The sequence below is a fragment of the Methylobacterium sp. 4-46 genome, from assembly GCF_000019365.1.
Lineage (GTDB): Bacteria > Pseudomonadota > Alphaproteobacteria > Rhizobiales > Beijerinckiaceae > Methylobacterium.
On sequence record NC_010511.1, the window covers coordinates 2031744 to 2047060 of the forward strand.

The following is a 15317-nucleotide window of genomic DNA, read 5'->3' on the forward strand; positions in this document are numbered from 1 at the left end:
GATCTGGCCGCGGATCGGGTCGCCGAAGAGCTGCACCGAGAGCTGCACCGGATTCTTCCTCGGGAACCGGCCGGGGCCGGCAACGGGGTGGGTGCCGGCCGCGCGGCCCCGCCCGGGAGAGGGAGGCGCCGCGCGGCCGGCGAGGCCGGCCTACTCGGCGGCGATCGGCATCCGGGCCCGCTCCATCTCGCGCAGGGCGCGCCGGTACTCGACCGGCATCACCTTCACGAACTTGGTCCGGTAAGTGTCCCAGTTGTCGATGATCGCCTTGGCCCGCACCGAGCCCGTGTACTTCAGGTGGTTGTTGATCAGCCCGACGAGGCGCTCCTCGTCGTGGCCCGACATGTTGGCCAGGATGTCGATGCGCCCCTTGGTCTCCAGGTCGCCGTCCTGGTGGAAGCGGCGCATGAACTCGTCCTCCTCCTCGACCGGTTCGAGGTCGACCATCGACAGGTTGCAGCGCTTGGCGAACGTCCCGTCCTCGTCGAGGACGTAGGCGATGCCGCCCGACATCCCGGCCGCGAAGTTGCGCCCGGTCTCGCCGATCGACACGACCACGCCGCCGGTCATGTACTCGCAGCCGTGGTCGCCCATGCCCTCGACCACCGCAATGGCGCCCGAGTTGCGCACCGCGAAGCGCTCGCCGGCCGCGCCCCGGATGTAGGCCTCGCCCGCGATCGCCCCGTACAGCACGGTGTTGCCCACCATGATGGTGCGCTCGGCCGGCGCCTTGAGGCCGTCGGAGGGCCGCAGGATCAGCTTGCCGCCCGACAGGCCCTTGCCGACGTAGTCGTTTCCGTGGCCGGTCAGGATCAGCGTCACGCCGGCCGCGAGCCACGCGCCGAAGCTCTGGCCGGCGGTGCCGGTGAGCCTCACGGTGATCGTGTCGTCGGGCAGCCCCTCGTGGCCGTGCGCCTTGGCGACGAGGCCGGAGAGCATGGCGCCCGCCGCGCGGTCGGAGTTGCGGATGACGTCCTCGACCACGCTCGGCTCGCCCGTCTCGATGGCGGTCCCGAGCGCCGCGATCAGCCGGCGGTCGAGCACGTGGTCGATCGGGTGCTTCTGCGCTTCGACGTGGCGGATCGCCACGTGGTCCGGCACCTCCGGCTTGTGGAACAGCCGGGCGAAGTCGAGGCCCTTCGCCTTCCAGTGCGAGATCGCCGCGAGCTTGTCGAGGTAGTCGGAGCGCCCGATCAGCTCGTCGAGCTTGGTCACGCCCAGCGCCGCCATCAGCTCGCGCACCTCCTCGGCCACGAAGAAGAAGTAGTTGATGACGTGCTCGGGCGTGCCCTTGAAGCGCTTGCGCAGCACCGGGTCCTGGGTCGCGACGCCGACCGGGCAGGTGTTGAGGTGGCACTTGCGCATCATGATGCAGCCCGCCGCGATGAGCGGCGCGGTCGAGAAGCCGAACTGGTCGGCCCCGAGCAGCGCCGCGATCAGCACGTCGCGCCCGGTGCGGATGCCGCCATCCGCCTGCAGGGCGACGCGGCCGCGCAGATGGTTCAGCACCAGGGTCTGCTGGGTCTCGGCGAGCCCGATCTCCCAGGGGCCGCCCGCGTGCTTGATCGAGGTGAGCGGGGCCGCGCCGGTGCCGCCGTCGAAGCCCGAGATGGTGATGTGGTCGGCGCGCGCCTTGGCGACGCCGGCCGCCACCGTGCCGACCCCGACCTCGGAGACCAGCTTCACCGAGACCTCGGCGTCCGGGTTGACGTTCTTGAGGTCGAAGATGAGCTGGGCGAGGTCCTCGATCGAGTAGATGTCGTGGTGCGGCGGCGGCGAGATCAGGCCGACGCCCGGGGTCGAGTGGCGGACCTTGGCGATCTTGGCGTCGACCTTATGGCCGGGCAGCTGGCCGCCCTCGCCGGGCTTGGCGCCCTGCGCCACCTTGATCTGCATCATGTCGGAATTGACGAGGTACTCGGTCGTCACGCCGAAGCGGCCGGAGGCCACCTGCTTGATCGCCGAGCGCCGCGAGCGGCCGTCCGGCAGCGGCCGGTAGCGCTCGCGCTCCTCGCCGCCCTCGCCCGAATTCGAGCGCCCGCCGAAGGAGTTGAGGGCGATGGCGAGGGTCTCGTGCGCCTCCTTGGAGATGGAGCCGTAGGACATCGCCCCGGTGGCGAAGCGCTTGACGATCTCGGCGGCCGGCTCGACCGCCTCGATGGCGACGGGCCTGCGCCCGATCTCGGTCGCTCTCTTGATCCGGAACAGGCCGCGCAGGGTCTTGAGGTGGTTCTCCTGCTCGTTCACCAGCCGGGCGAATTCCCGGTAGCGCTCGGGCAGGCGCAGGCGCACGGCGTGCTGGAGCGTCGCCACCGTGTCGGGCGTCCAGGTATGGGCCTCGCCGCGCAGCCGGTAGGCGTATTCCCCGCCGACGTCGAGGGCGTTGCGGTAGACCGGCGCGTCCCCGAACGCGTCCTGGTGACGACGCACCGTCTCCTCGGCCACCTCGGCCATGCCGATGCCCTCGATCGTCGTCGCGGTGCCGAAGAAGTCCCGCTCCACGAACGAGGAATTCAGGCCGACCGCGTCGAAGATCTGCGCGCCGCAATAGGACTGGTAGGTGGAGATGCCCATCTTGGACATCACCTTGAGCAGCCCCTTATCGATCGACTTGATGTAGCGGTAGACGATCTCGTCCTCGGAGAGCTCGGGCGGCAGCTCGTCCTTCATGGCGAGCAGGGTCTCGAAGGCGAGGTAGGGGTTGATCGCCTCGGCGCCGTAGCCGGCAAGGCACGCGAAGTGGTGCACCTCGCGCGGCTCGCCGGACTCGACCACGAGCCCGACCGAGGTGCGCAGGCCCTTGCGGATCAGGTAATTGTGCACCGCCGCGGTGGCCAGCAGCGCGGGGATCGGGACCCGGTCCGGCCCGGTCGCCCGATCGGAGAGCACGATGATGTTGTAGCCGCCGCGCACCGCCGCCTCGGCCCGGTCGCAGAGCCGGTCGACGGCCCCGTCCATCCCCGCCGCGCCGAGCTCGGCCGGGTAGGTGATGTCGAGGGTCTTGGTGTCGAACCGGTCCTCGAAATGGCCGATGCAGCGGATCTTCTCCAGGTCCGCATTGGTCAGGATCGGCTGGCGCACCTCCAGCCGCTTCTTGCGGGAGGTGCCCTCCAGGTCGAGGATGTTCGGCCGCGGCCCGATGAACGAGACGAGGCTCATCACGGCCTCCTCGCGGATCGGGTCGATCGGCGGGTTCGTCACCTGCGCGAAGTTCTGCTTGAAGTAGGTGTAGAGGAGCTTGGGCCTGTCGGAGAGCGCCGAGAGCGGCGTGTCCGTGCCCATCGAGCCCACCGCCTCCTGGCCGGTCACGGCCATGGGTTGCATGAGCAGCCTCAGGTCCTCCTGCGTGTAGCCGAAGGCCTGCTGCCGATCGAGCAGGGAGACGTCGGTGCGCGACTCGCGCGGCTGGACCGGGCGCAGGTCCTCCAGCACGATCTGGGTGCGCTTCAGCCAGTCCGGATAGGGATTGGCGGCGGCGAGTTCGCGCTTGATCTCCTCGTCGGAGACGATCCGGCCCTTGTCGAGGTCGATGAGCAGCATGCGGCCGGGCTGCAGGCGCCAGGATTCGACGATCTCCTCGTCGGGAATCGGCAGCACGCCCATCTCGGAGGCGAGCACGACGAGCCCGTCCTCGGTCACCACGTAGCGGGCGGGCCTGAGGCCGTTGCGGTCCAGGGTGGCGCCGATCTGGCGGCCGTCCGTGAAGCAGACCGCGGCCGGCCCGTCCCACGGCTCCATCAGCGCCGCGTGGTACTCGTAGAAGGCGCGCCGCTCCTCGCTCATCAGCGGGTTGCCGGCCCAGGCCTCCGGGATGAGCATCATCATGGCGTGGGCCAGCGAGTAGCCGCCCTGCACCAGGAATTCGAGCGCGTTGTCGAAGCAGGCGGTGTCGGACTGGCCCTCGTACGAGATCGGCCACAGCTTCGAGATGTCGTTCCCGAACAGCTCGGAATCCACGCTCGCCTGGCGCGCCGCCATCCAGTTGACGTTGCCGCGCAGCGTGTTGATCTCGCCGTTATGCGCCACCATCCGGTAGGGGTGCGACAGGCGCCAGGTCGGGAAGGTGTTGGTGGCGAAGCGCTGATGCACCAGGGCCAGGGCCGAGCTGAAGCGCTCGTCCTTCAGGTCGAGGTAGTACTGGCCGAGCTGGTGCACCAGCACCATGCCCTTGTACACGATGGTGCGCGAGGACAGCGAGACCGGGTAGAATTCCTTGAGCTTCGGGTCCTTGAGCGTGTAGACCGCGTTCGAGATGACCTTGCGGCAGAGATAGAGCCGGCGCTCGAAGGCGTCCTGGTCGGGGCTGGAGGCCGGCCGGCCGATGAAGACCTGCCGGTGGCGCGGTTCGCTGAGCTTGACGCTCTCGCCGAGGTCGCTCGGATCGACCGGCACGTCGCGCCAGCCGAGGAGCGTCAGCCCCTCGTCGGCGATCGCCTTCTCGACGATGCCGACGACGGTGCGGAATCCCTCCTCGTCGCGCGGCATGAAGAGCTGCCCGACGCCGTAATGCCCGGCCTCCGGCAGGGCGAGGCCGAGGCGCTGGCCTTCCGCCGCAAAGAAGTCGTGCGGGAGTTGCACCAGGATGCCGCAGCCGTCGCCCATCTTCGGGTCGGCGCCGACCGCGCCCCGGTGGTCGAGGTTCTCCAGGATCTGCAGGCCGCGCTGCACGATGCTGTGGCTGCGGCGATTGTGCATGTCGGCGATGAAGCCGACGCCGCAGGCATCCTTCTCGCGCTTGGGATCGTAGAGCCCCTGCTCCGCCGGCAGGGCCGGATCGCGCACGACGAGGGCCGGTGCCGCCGGCCCGCGGGTGGGGTGCTGGGAGGGGTCCAGGCCGCTCATCATCTCGTCTCCCGTCCGCGCCCGCCTTCGCGGCGCGCCTGTCTGCCACGCCGCCGGCGGTGAGGCCGGCGCACCATTCCGGAGGCCCCTCCCGGGCGCAGGCGCCGGCGGGCGGGTTCACGCTCGGCGGGGCCTAGCATGGGCCGCCGCATCGTTCTCTTGGAGGTTCGGTCGCGTCTCGCGTCAGGGGAGCGCCCGCACCTCGCGGACGCCTCGCGGCCTCGTCAGCCGGCGCGCGTCCGCACCGCCCGCGGGGCGGTGTCTTTCGGATCTCGTTTGGTCACCGTGCAAGCCATGGACCAGCGAGCCACCAGCCAGCGCCCTTCAGGAACCCGGGCCGCGCGGCCCGCACGAAATGGGACAGCGGTACTGTCCTATTTCCGGAAGTTGCCAGATTTCCCCCGCGCCAGCAAGGGCCGTGCCCACGCCGCCGCGTCATTTTCTTGCGTTCTGCGGCCGCGCGCCGCAACGGACGTTCAATTCGCGCCCGGGCGGCGCAGTTTTTCCGCCGGGCGGCCCGGTGACGCCGGGACCGCGCATGCCCGTCATGATGGTGCCTCGGTCGCGGAGGCGGGGCCGGCGCGGCATTGTGGCGCCGGCTGATTCGGCGGGAGCGGACCTGATGAACTTCGCGAGCGACAACGTGACCGGCGCGAGCGCCCCGATCCTCGACGCGCTGGTGCGCGCGAATGCAGGGCCCATGCCGGCCTACGGCGCCGACCCGCTCACCGCCGGGCTGCGCGACCGGTTCCGCGCCCTGTTCGACCACCCGGACCTGGTGATCTTTCCGGTCGCGACCGGCACGGCCGCGAACGCGATCGCCCTCGCCGCGATGGTGCCGCCCTACGGCCTCTGCCTCTGCCACGAGGAGGCGCACGTGATGGGCGACGAGTGCGGCGCGCCGGAATTCTTCACCCACGGGGCCAAGCTCGCCGGCCTGCCCGGGACGGGCTCGAAGATCGACCCGGCCGCCCTCGAGGCCACGCTCGCGGCGATGCCGCGCCACGTCAAGCAGATGCCGGCCCGCGCCCTGACCCTGTCGCAGGCGACGGAGAGCGGGCTCGTCTACGGCCCCGACGAGGTGGCGCGCCTGTCCGGCCTCGCCCACCGGCACGGGCTGGCCGTGCACATGGACGGCGCGCGCTTCGCCAACGCGGTCGCGGCGCTCGGCTGCTCGCCCGCGGAGGTGACGTGGCGGGCGGGCGTCGACATCCTGTCCTTCGGGGCGAGCAAGAACGGGGCGCTCGCCGCCGAGGCGATCGTGGTCTTCCGTCCCGACCTCGCCGAGACGATCGAGTACCGGCGCAAGCGGGCGGGCCACCTCCTGTCGAAGGGGCGCCTGCTCGCCGCGCAGCTCCACGCCTACCTGGAGGGGGACCATTGGCTCGCCAACGCGGCGAATGCCAACCGGATGGCGGCCCGGCTCGGGCGGGGCCTCGCGGCCATCCCGGGCGTGCGCCTCGCCTGGCCGGTGGCGGCGAACGAGGTGTTCCCGATCCTGCCGGCGCATCTGGAGCGGGGGCTGAAGGAGGGCGGCGCGGTGTTCTACGGCTGGCACTCGACCAGCTTGCCGCCGGGCGAGGCCGTGCGCGAGGACGAGCGCTTCGCCCGCCTCATCACCGCCTTCTCGACGACCGAGGCCGAGGTCGACGCCTTCCTGGCCCTCGCGCGCGCCTGCGCCTGAGGCAGGGCGGGACCGCGGGCCGGAGCCGCCCCCGCCCGGGCGGGGTGTCGCCCCCCCGCCCGGGCGGGGTGTGTTGTAATATCGTTACGCTTCGGCGCGCCGTGTGAGCGCGGCCGCCCAGGACCTTGCGCAGGGTCAGCCCGCTCGGCCAATGAAACAGGATAACGTTTCATGGAGGCTGGCGGTGGCACACGGACGGGCAGGGCTCGCGATCCTCGGGATCCTCGCGGCGGGAGCGGCGCGGGCCGAGGAGATCCGCCTCGACGAGATCACCGTCACTTCGCCGAGCCCGATCGTGGGCCCCGCCGCGGCGCGGCCCAGCGGGGGAGGGGGGCCGGGCGTGCTCCCGGTCGTCACCGACACCTTCTCGCCCGTGACCGTGATCACCCGCGGCGCGCTCGCGAGCCGCCAGCCGCTCACACTCGGGGACGCGCTCCTCGACCGCCCGGGCCTCTCCGCCACCACCTATGCCCCGGGCGCCGCGAGCCGGCCGATCATCCGCGGCCTCGACACGGCGCGGGTGCGCATCCAGGAGAACGGGCTCGGCGTGCAGGACGTCTCGGATCTCGGCGAGGACCACGCGGTGCCGGTCAACCCGCTCGTGGCCGAGCGCATCGAGGTGATCCGCGGCCCCGCCACCCTGCGCTACGGCAGCCAGGCGATCGGCGGCGTGGTGAGCGCCGAGACGGGCCGCATCCCCCGCCTCGCGCCGCCGAACGGCATCGCCGGCGAGGTGCTCGGCGGGTTCTCCTCGGTGGATCTCGGCCGCAACGGGGCCGCGCGCGTCGAGGCGGGCGGCGAGACCGTGGTCGTCCACGCGGACGGCTTCCGCAGCGCGCAGGACAGCTACCGCACGCCGCTCGGCCTCCAGCGCAACTCCGCCGCCGAGTCCCAGGGCGGTGCGGTGGGCATGTCCTACCTCCTCGACCGCGGCTTCGTCGGCCTCGCCTTCAGCCACTTCGACGCGCTCTACCGGATCCCGGGCGGCGACGCCGCGCGCGGCCGCACCCGCCTCGACCCGACCCAGGACAAGCTCCAGAGCCAGGGCGAGGTGCGGCCCGTCGACGGGCCGATCGAGGCGATCCGCTTCTGGCTCGGCGGCTCGATCTACCGGCACCACGAGATCGGGATCGGGGAGGACGGGATCGACGGCATCCAGTCGACCTTCAGGAACCGCGAGGCGGAGGCGCGCCTGGAGATCCAGCACGTCCCGGCGATCCTGCCCTTCGGCACCCTGACGGGCGCGCTCGGCGTCCAGGCCGAGCGGCGGGTGCTCGGCACGTCGGGCGAGGCCGGCACGCTGCTCGCCCCCACCGATTCGCGCAGCAACGCCCTCTACCTGTTCGAGGAGCTGGCGCTCGGCCAGGGCACGCGCCTCCAGGCGGCCGGGCGGATCGAGGGCGCGCGCGCGACCGGCACCGCCACGCTCTTTCCCGGCGACTACCTCCCGGTCGCGGGCGAGGATCCGCTCTCCTACGGCCGCCGCCGCCGCTTCGCGCCCAAGAGCGCGAGCTTCGGCCTCCTCCAGGACCTGCCCTACGGCCTCGTGGCGAGCCTGACCGGCTCCTACGTCGAGCGGGCGCCCTCCGCCTTCGAGCTCTACTCGCGGGGGCCGCACGACGCGACCGGGACGTTCGAGATCGGCGACCCGAGCCTGCGGCTGGAGCGCGCCCGCACCGTCGAGGCGAGTCTGCGCCGCGGCGTCGGCCCGCTGCGCTTCGAGGCCACCGGCTACGCGACGCGCTACACCGGCTTCGTCTACAAGCGCCTGACCGGCGCCCGCTGCGACGACGATTTCGCCAGCTGCGGGACCGGGACCGAACTCGACCAGATCGTCTACACGCAGCAGAACGCGGCCTTCCACGGCGCCGAGATCGCCGGCCAGCTCGATCTCCTGCCGGTCGGCAACGGGTTTTTCGGGCTCGACGCGCAGTACGACTACGTGCGGGCGACCTTCGACGACGGCACCAACGTGCCGCGCATCCCGCCCCACCGGGTCGGGGGGGGCTGTTCCTGCGGACGGAGGGCTGGTTCGCGCGGGTGAACCTGCTCCACGCCTTCGCCCACACCGAGACCGCGCCCTACGAGACGCGGACCCCCGGCTACGACGACCTGCGCGCGGAGCTGAGCTACGCCAAGGCCCTCGATCCGGCGGTGGACGGGCTCTCCGAGATCCGGGTCGGGCTCGTCGGCACCAACCTCCTCGACGCGGTCATCCGCAACTCCGCCTCGTTCAAGAAGGACGAGGTCGTGCTGCCGGGCCGCGGCGTCCGCCTGTTCGTGACGGCCCGGTTCTGACGGCCCGGTTCCGAGGGCGCGCGGGCGCCGCGCGCCGTATAGGGAGGGGAACCGGCACGGAGCCCGTCGATGCCCATCGTCCTCCTGATCCTCGCCCTCCTCGCCCTCGCCGCCCTCCTGGCGAGCCTGCGCATCGCCAACCAGTACGAGCGCGCGGTCGTGTTCCGGCTCGGGCGCTTCCACGGCACCAGGGGCCCGGGCCTCTACTGGCTGATCCCCCTCGTCGAGTGGCAGAGCACCGTCGACCTGCGCGTCGTCACGGCCCCGGTCGAGCAGCAGGAGACGATCACCAAGGACAACGTGCCGATCAAGGTGAACGCCGTGATCTGGTACCGGGTGGTCGATCCCGGACGGGCGCGGCTCGAGGTGCGGGACGTCGGCACGGCGGTGATCCAGGTCGCGCTGACCACGCTGCGCATCGTGCTCGGCCAGCACACCCTGGACGACGTGCTCAAGGAGCAGGAGGGCATCTCGCGGGTGATGCAGCAGAAGATCGACGCCGTGACCGAGCCCTGGGGCGTCAAGGTCGAGCGGGTCGAGATGAAGAACGTCGAGATCCCCGAATCGATGCAGCGGGCGATGGCGCAGGAGGCCGAGGCCCTGCGCGAGAAGCGGGCCCGCCTGATCAAGGCCCAGGCCGAACTCGAGGCCGCCGAGCAGCTGCGCGCCGCCTCCGAGACGATCATGCAGAACCCGGCCGGCCTCGAATTGCGGCGGATGCAGATGATCACCGAGGTCGGCGCCGAGCAGAACACGACGACGATCATCATGATGCCGTCCGAGTTCGTGAACGTCGCCGGGAAGATCGCCGAGACCCTGGCCCGCAAGGGCTGATACGCCATGGGCTTGCGTCGACCCTTCGAGCGGGTCGACGGCCCGACGCGTCGGCATCCCGGGCCGCCTCAGGTCGCCCGGATCGCCTGCATCTGGCTGACGAAGAGGCGCTGCACCGCCGCCTCGGTCAGCCCGGTCGCCCGCACGAGTTCGGGGCCCAGCAGGGTCGCGCCGAGGGCGCCCGCGAGCAGCATGAAGGTGATCGGCCCGGTGCCGCGGGCGTGCGGGTCGGTCCCCGCGGGCTCGACCGCCCGCAGGAGCCGCACCGCGCGCTCGACGGCGGAGAAGAACGGTTCGAGGGTCGCGATGTCGCCCGAGGCGGCGAGCCAGGCCACGAGGCGCCCGTAGCCGCCGCGGTTCAGCGCCTCGAAGATCTCCGCCACCACCACGTCGGGGCCGATCGCGCCCGCCCGCATCGCCTGGACGCTGGCCTCGGCCTCGCGCGCCATCGCCTCGGCCATGTCGGCCACCAGGGCGGCGTGCAGGGCCGCGCTGGTGCCGAAATGGTGCGTGATGTTGCCGTGAGTCATGCCCACGGCGGCGGCCACCCCCTGCAGGGTGAGGGCCTGCGGACCCTTGTCGAGGAGCAGCCCCCGCGCGGCCTCGAGGACGACGCGGCGCGCCTCCTCGGGCGGGCGGCGGCGGCGCTTGGGACGGGTCTCGCCCGTGTGGGTGATGGCCATGCCTTCCGTGATGCGACGCGAACGGGGACGATCCGTCGGGCAGAAAGGCACAGGCCGAGAGCCGGCACAATTGCCGGGGAGGGGCAGTCGCCGATTTTGCGGGCAAGGGCCGCCTCGGCAGCCGGGGCCGCCTCGGCAGCCGGGGCCGCCTCGGCAGCCGGGGCCGCCATCGCCGCCGGGCCGCGCGGCGCCCCGGGAGCCTCAGCGCGGGACCTTGGGCGCGGTCGGCTCCGGCCGGCCCGTCCGGTCCACGGTCGGCCGGCCGGGCGCCCGCTCCGGACCCGGTCCCTCGTGGGAGCGGTCGGTCTGGCTCACCGGGCTCTGGCCGGCCGGCAGGGCCTGACGGTCGTCGCGGCCGGGCGGGGCGGCGTCCCCGGCGAGGGCCGGCGCCGCGATCAGGCCGGCGAGGGCGAGCAGGGCGAGGCGCACGCGCTCACCCCTCGGCCTTGTCGCCCTGGCCCTGCTTGGCGCCGCCGCGCGGGTCGGTCGCGTCCTCGCCCCCCTCCGCGGTGCGGCCCTGGGGCGTCAGGCGCGGCCCGTCGATGGACGGGAGATCGTCGCGCTCGCGCGGGGCGTCGGGTTGGTCGGCCATGGCCTGTCTCCGAGATGCGGGTCCGGGCCAACGTGCGGGGGAGCGGGCGGTTCGCGCCGCCGTCGCGATCCCGGCGGGCGCTCAGCTCGCCGCCAGGAACTTCTCCATGCTGGCGTTGAGCCCCTCCGAGTGCCCGGTGAGGCTCGCGGCGATGCGGCGGACCTTCTCGGCGAGTTCGCCCGTCGCCGCCGCCGCCGAGGAGACGGCCGCGATGTTGCTCGACACCTCCTGGGTCGAGGCCGCCTGCTGCTCGACGGCGCTCGCCATGGCGAGCGTCAGCTTCGAGAGTTCGGCCACCGCGAGGTTGATCGTCTCCATGGCCGCCACGGCCTCGCCGGTCGCGCCCTGGATGTCGCTGATGCGCTGCGTGATCTCGCCGGTCGCCTTGCTGGTCTCGGCGGCGAGCGCCTTGACCTCGCTCGCGACCACGGCGAAGCCGCGGCCCGCGGTGCCGGCCCGGGCCGCCTCGATCGTGGCGTTGAGGGCGAGAAGGTTGGTCTGGCCCGCGATGCCGCTGATCATGCCCACCACCGAATCCACCTCGCGGGCGGTCGTGGACAGCATCCGCACCGTGGCGTCGGTCGCCTCGGCCTGCGCGGCGATCTGCCGGGCGCGCTCGGAGACGCGCCCGACCTGGCCCGAGATCTCGTGGATCGAGGCGGTCATCTCCTCCGATCCGGCCGCCACCGTGGAGGCGCGCTGGCGCGCCTCGTCGGCCGCGCGCGTCAGGCCCTCGGCCGAATCCTGCATCTCGCCGACCGCCCCGGTCACGGCCTCGACGACCTGGGCGGCGTCCTCCGCGACGGCGACCTGCGCGGTCACCACGGACCATGTCAGCATCGGTCCGAGATAGGCGCCGTCCTGCCCGGCGATGGCCGAGATCTGAACGTCCAGGGTCTCCGGCCCGAGCGTGAGCCGCGCGCGCCGCGGCAGCCCGTCCGGCCGGGCCAGCGCGTCCCTCGGCGCGCCCGGCACCCGGTAGAAGGCGTCGAGCGGGGCCCCGAGCAGGTCGCCCGCCTTGACCGTCAGGTGCCGCTCGAGATCCGCGAGCATCCGCCGCGAGGTCGCGTTCATGTAGTCGATGCGCAGGTCGTGCTGCGGGTCGGCCGTCATCACGGCGATCGGCATGCCCTCGATCATCGTCAGCAGGCGGCTGACCTCGTTCTTCTTGCGGGTGATGTCGGCCGCGAGCTTCACCACCTTGAAGGGCTTCCCGTCCGGCCCGATGATCGGATTGTAGGTCGCCTCCAGCCACACGGGCCTGCCGCCCTTGCCGACGCGCTGGAACTCGCCGGCGAAGAACTCGCCCTGGCGCAGCCGCGCCCAGAACTGCGCGTAGTCCGGGGCCGCGGCCGCCTTCTCGGCCACGAAGATGCGGTGATGCCGCCCCTTCACCTCCTCCAGGTCGTAGCCGACGACCGTGAGGAAGTTCCGGTTGGCGTGCAGGATCGTTCCGTCGAGATCGAACTCGATGAGCGCGAGCGACCTGTCGAACGCGGCGAGCGTCGCTTCGGCCATGCTGGGCCGCTGCCTCCATAGCATCGGTCTGCTCCCTGAAATCCTGGTTGGCAATGCTCACGGTGCCGGGTCGGGGCTCGGTATGGCGCCCCAATCTCTCAGTGACCCTTGGTCATCGGCAAGGCCGAAAAAGGGACTAAACTCCTCAGGAGGCGTGTCGGCCGACATGCGTCGCGCCGCGCCGCGCGCGGCGGCTCCGCGCGAATTCAGGATTGGGCAAGGCGTGCGGGCACCGGGCACGGCCCGCTGCGCCGCGCGGCCCAGCGCGCAATTCACCCTTCCTCAACCCGGGACGGCCTAGGCCGTGCGGCGAGCGGACGCGGCCGGGAGGGCGCGCCCGCGGCCGCGGAGCCCGGATCCGGCCCCGGCGCGGGGTTTCCGGGGCCCGCCATGCAGGATCTCCCGCTCCCGTCCTTGATCTGGATCAGGACCGGTCCCTGTGGATGGGACGGGGCGCGACCGGTCCGCCGCCGCGGCCCCACCCCGGAGGGCTTAGGCATCGCGGGGCGGGCGAGGGCGCGGCGGGGAGGCCGGGCTCACGGATCCTGCGGGAGGACCGCGCGGGGGAGTTCGGCCCGCTGCGGCGCGCCGGGGGCGGGGTCCTGATCGCCGTCGGCCGGCGCCGCGCCGAGGCGCGCCACGAGGTTCCCGATCGCCGCCGCCGTGGCGGCGAGCCCCTCGCGGCCCCGCATCAGCTCAATCTCGCCGCGCTGGTTGTGCCGGATCGCCTGCGCCATCAGCCGCACGCGCAGGTCGCCCGCGCCGCGCAGGGCCGCGTCCGCCATCGCGATGGCGCCCCGGTGATGGGCCGTCATCAGGCGCACGAAGGCGGCGTCGAAGGCGTCGGGCGCCGCCCGGGCCAGGCCGTCGATCTCGGCCTCGCCGAGCATGCCCGGCATGGCGGCCCGCTCCCGCGGCCCGCAGACGGCGAGCGGGGAATCGAACCAGCTGCGCCACCACTGGTCGAGGATCGCGACCTCGCCCGCCTGCGCGGCCGCGATCAGCCGGGCGAGGGCGCGCAGGTGCGGGTCCCGCGCCCGCTCGGCGGCGAGCCGCGCCAGGACGATCCCCTGCGCGTGATGGCTCGCCATGCGCCGCATGAAGGCTTGGTCGCCCGCGCGGTCGCGTCCCGCCCAGGGCCATTCGCGGCCCTGGGCGCCGAGGGCGGCGAGGACCGAGAGGGCGAGCGCGAACCCGCCCGCGAGCCAGGCCCAGAGCCCGGCGGCGCGGGCGTTCGGCGAGGGACGCCGCGCCAGCCGGTCGCGCAGCCATGGGAAGAGCGGGTAGCAGAGCGCCGAGGTGACGTGGACGAGGAAGCCGATCCAGTAGGGCTGCTCCAGGGTGAAGATCGGCTGCCGGAAGGGGATCGCCGGCACCAGGAGGAGCCACTCGCTCGCCGAAGTGAGGAGCGCCCAGGGCAGGGCGAGGGCCAGCAGGACGCCCGGGCGCAGGCCCGCCGTCCAGCGCCCCAGGAGGCCGAAGAACACCACCGCCCAGGACAGATCCGCCCATTGGTGGAACAGGATGCCGCCCAGGATGGCGGGCCAGCCGGGATCCGCCTGCAGGGCCGGATCCCGGAACGGGATCGCCGCCACCACCATCCAGTCGACGGCGGCGTCGCGGCCGATCCGGGCCGCGGCGAGCTGGCTCACCAGCGTCGAGAAGGTGCTGCTGACGAGCCCGAGCAGGCAGGCGGCCCGCCAGTCGAGGCCGGCGGGGGCGCGGAGCGGGGCGCCCCGCGAGGGGAGCGCCCCGGATTCGGGTGCGGCCACGGGCCCGGCCATGCCGGCGGATCCGTCAGATCTTGCCGTGGGTGACCGGCGGCTCGGTCATCTGCTCCTTCTGGGCGCCCGAATCCGGTCGGGCCGGGCCGAGCACCGGCTCCTCCCCGAGCGGCTCGAAGGCCTTGAAGGTGAACTGGCCGCGGCCGTCCATCGAGGGTCCCTCGCAGTAGCGGCCGGGCGGCACCGGCGTGCCGTTCCGGTCGGTGCCCACGAACATGTAGCTGAATTCCTGCGCCTCCTTCGACTGATCGAAGCTGTTGGGCACCGGCAGCGACTCGCGCAGGCCGCCGAGATCCTCGATCACCGCGAGCCATTGCTGCTGGTGCATGGTGTCGCGGGCGCTGAGGAAGCGCAGCATGTCCTGCATGCCGGGATCGTGGGCGGCGTTGAACAGGCGCCCCGCCAGGGTGCGGCCGGTCGCCTCGGCGGCCACGTTGGCGAACATGTCGCCGACGAGGTTGCCGCTGGCGTAGACGTGCGAGCAGTCGAAGGGCAGGCCGTCGCCGTTCTCGGGCAGGGCCGCCATGCCGCTCGACAGGATGTGGCGGTGGAGCATGCCCTCGGCCACGTGCCGCGGGCGCTCGCCGCCCATCACGGCGCCGACGATCGGGTTCGCCTGCGCGGTCGTCTCCTGAAGGGTCGCGGGCGCATTCTCCAGGTTCAGCGCCACCGCGGTCGCCAGCATCTCGATGTGGCTGATCTCCTCCGTCGCCGTGTGCAGGAGCGCGTCGCGATACGTGTTGTCCGGGCCACGCGCGCCCCAGGCCTGGAAGAAGTACTGCAGGCAGACGCGGATCTCACCTTCGACCCCGCCGATCGCCTGCTGCAGCTGGCGGGCGAAGATCGGATCGGGCTTCTCGACCCGGACCGGATATTGCAGGCGCTTGTCGTGGCAGTACATCAGGCACTCCTGATCGGGCGGACCGGGCGCGCTCCCGACCTCATCGAGAGACTCAGCCTGAGTATGACGCCCTGCGGCTCAACGCGGCCTGCGCGGCCGGGTTCACGCTGCGTCGCCGGTAAAAGGTTGATTTCCGTGCCGACATCTCGCGGTCAAGCCGAGGATTGATTTCACATAAGAA

At 72.5% G+C, this 15317-nt stretch carries 9 protein-coding genes and 1 pseudogene; 3 read left to right on the top strand and 7 right to left on the bottom strand.

The annotated features are described in order from the left end of the window. Positions 1-150: 150 nt before the first annotated feature. Positions 151-4845: a glutamate synthase large subunit gene (gene gltB / locus M446_RS08570; RefSeq protein ID WP_012331708.1), complete on the bottom strand. Its 4695-nt coding sequence runs from the start codon at positions 4843-4845 to the stop codon at positions 151-153. 619 nt (positions 4846-5464) lie between these two features. On the opposite strand from gltB, the gene M446_RS08575 reads away from it, so the two are divergent. The 3 genes and pseudogenes from M446_RS08575 (at position 5465) to M446_RS08585 (ending at position 9658) form a co-directional block, all read left to right on the top strand. Next, positions 5465-6526, top strand: a complete 1062-nt coding sequence (locus M446_RS08575) for a threonine aldolase family protein (protein WP_012331709.1) — start codon at positions 5465-5467, stop codon at positions 6524-6526. 151 nt (positions 6527-6677) lie between these two features. Beyond that, a pseudogene (locus M446_RS08580) lies at positions 6678-8824 on the top strand (TonB-dependent receptor). A 69-nt stretch (positions 8825-8893) separates the two neighbouring features. Next, on the top strand, positions 8894-9658 hold the full coding sequence (locus M446_RS08585; protein WP_012331710.1) for a slipin family protein: 765 nt from the start codon (positions 8894-8896) through the stop codon (positions 9656-9658). Between the two features lie 68 nt (positions 9659-9726). On the opposite strand, the gene M446_RS08590 is transcribed toward M446_RS08585, so the two are convergent. The 6 genes from M446_RS08590 to M446_RS08610 form a co-directional block, all read right to left on the bottom strand. Next, positions 9727-10341, bottom strand: coding sequence for a TetR/AcrR family transcriptional regulator (locus M446_RS08590; protein ID WP_012331711.1), 615 nt, complete (start codon positions 10339-10341; stop codon positions 9727-9729). A gap of 201 nt (positions 10342-10542) precedes the next feature. After that, positions 10543-10770 (bottom strand): hypothetical protein, encoded by a 228-nt coding sequence (locus M446_RS08595; RefSeq protein WP_012331712.1) that lies wholly within the window; start codon positions 10768-10770, stop codon positions 10543-10545. 4 nt (positions 10771-10774) lie between these two features. Further along, on the bottom strand, positions 10775-10933 hold the full coding sequence (locus M446_RS38080) for a hypothetical protein (protein ID WP_012331713.1): 159 nt from the start codon (positions 10931-10933) through the stop codon (positions 10775-10777). Between the two features lie 81 nt (positions 10934-11014). Next, the gene (locus M446_RS08600; RefSeq protein WP_012331714.1) at positions 11015-12475 is read right to left on the bottom strand and encodes a methyl-accepting chemotaxis protein; all 1461 of its coding nucleotides are present in this window, start codon (positions 12473-12475) and stop codon (positions 11015-11017) included. 512 nt (positions 12476-12987) lie between these two features. Then, positions 12988-14235, bottom strand: a complete 1248-nt coding sequence (locus M446_RS08605) for a DUF305 domain-containing protein (protein WP_012331715.1) — start codon at positions 14233-14235, stop codon at positions 12988-12990. Between the two features lie 13 nt (positions 14236-14248). Then, positions 14249-15136: a manganese catalase family protein gene (locus tag M446_RS08610; protein WP_012331716.1), complete on the bottom strand. Its 888-nt coding sequence runs from the start codon at positions 15134-15136 to the stop codon at positions 14249-14251. Positions 15137-15317: the final 181 nt, after the last annotated feature.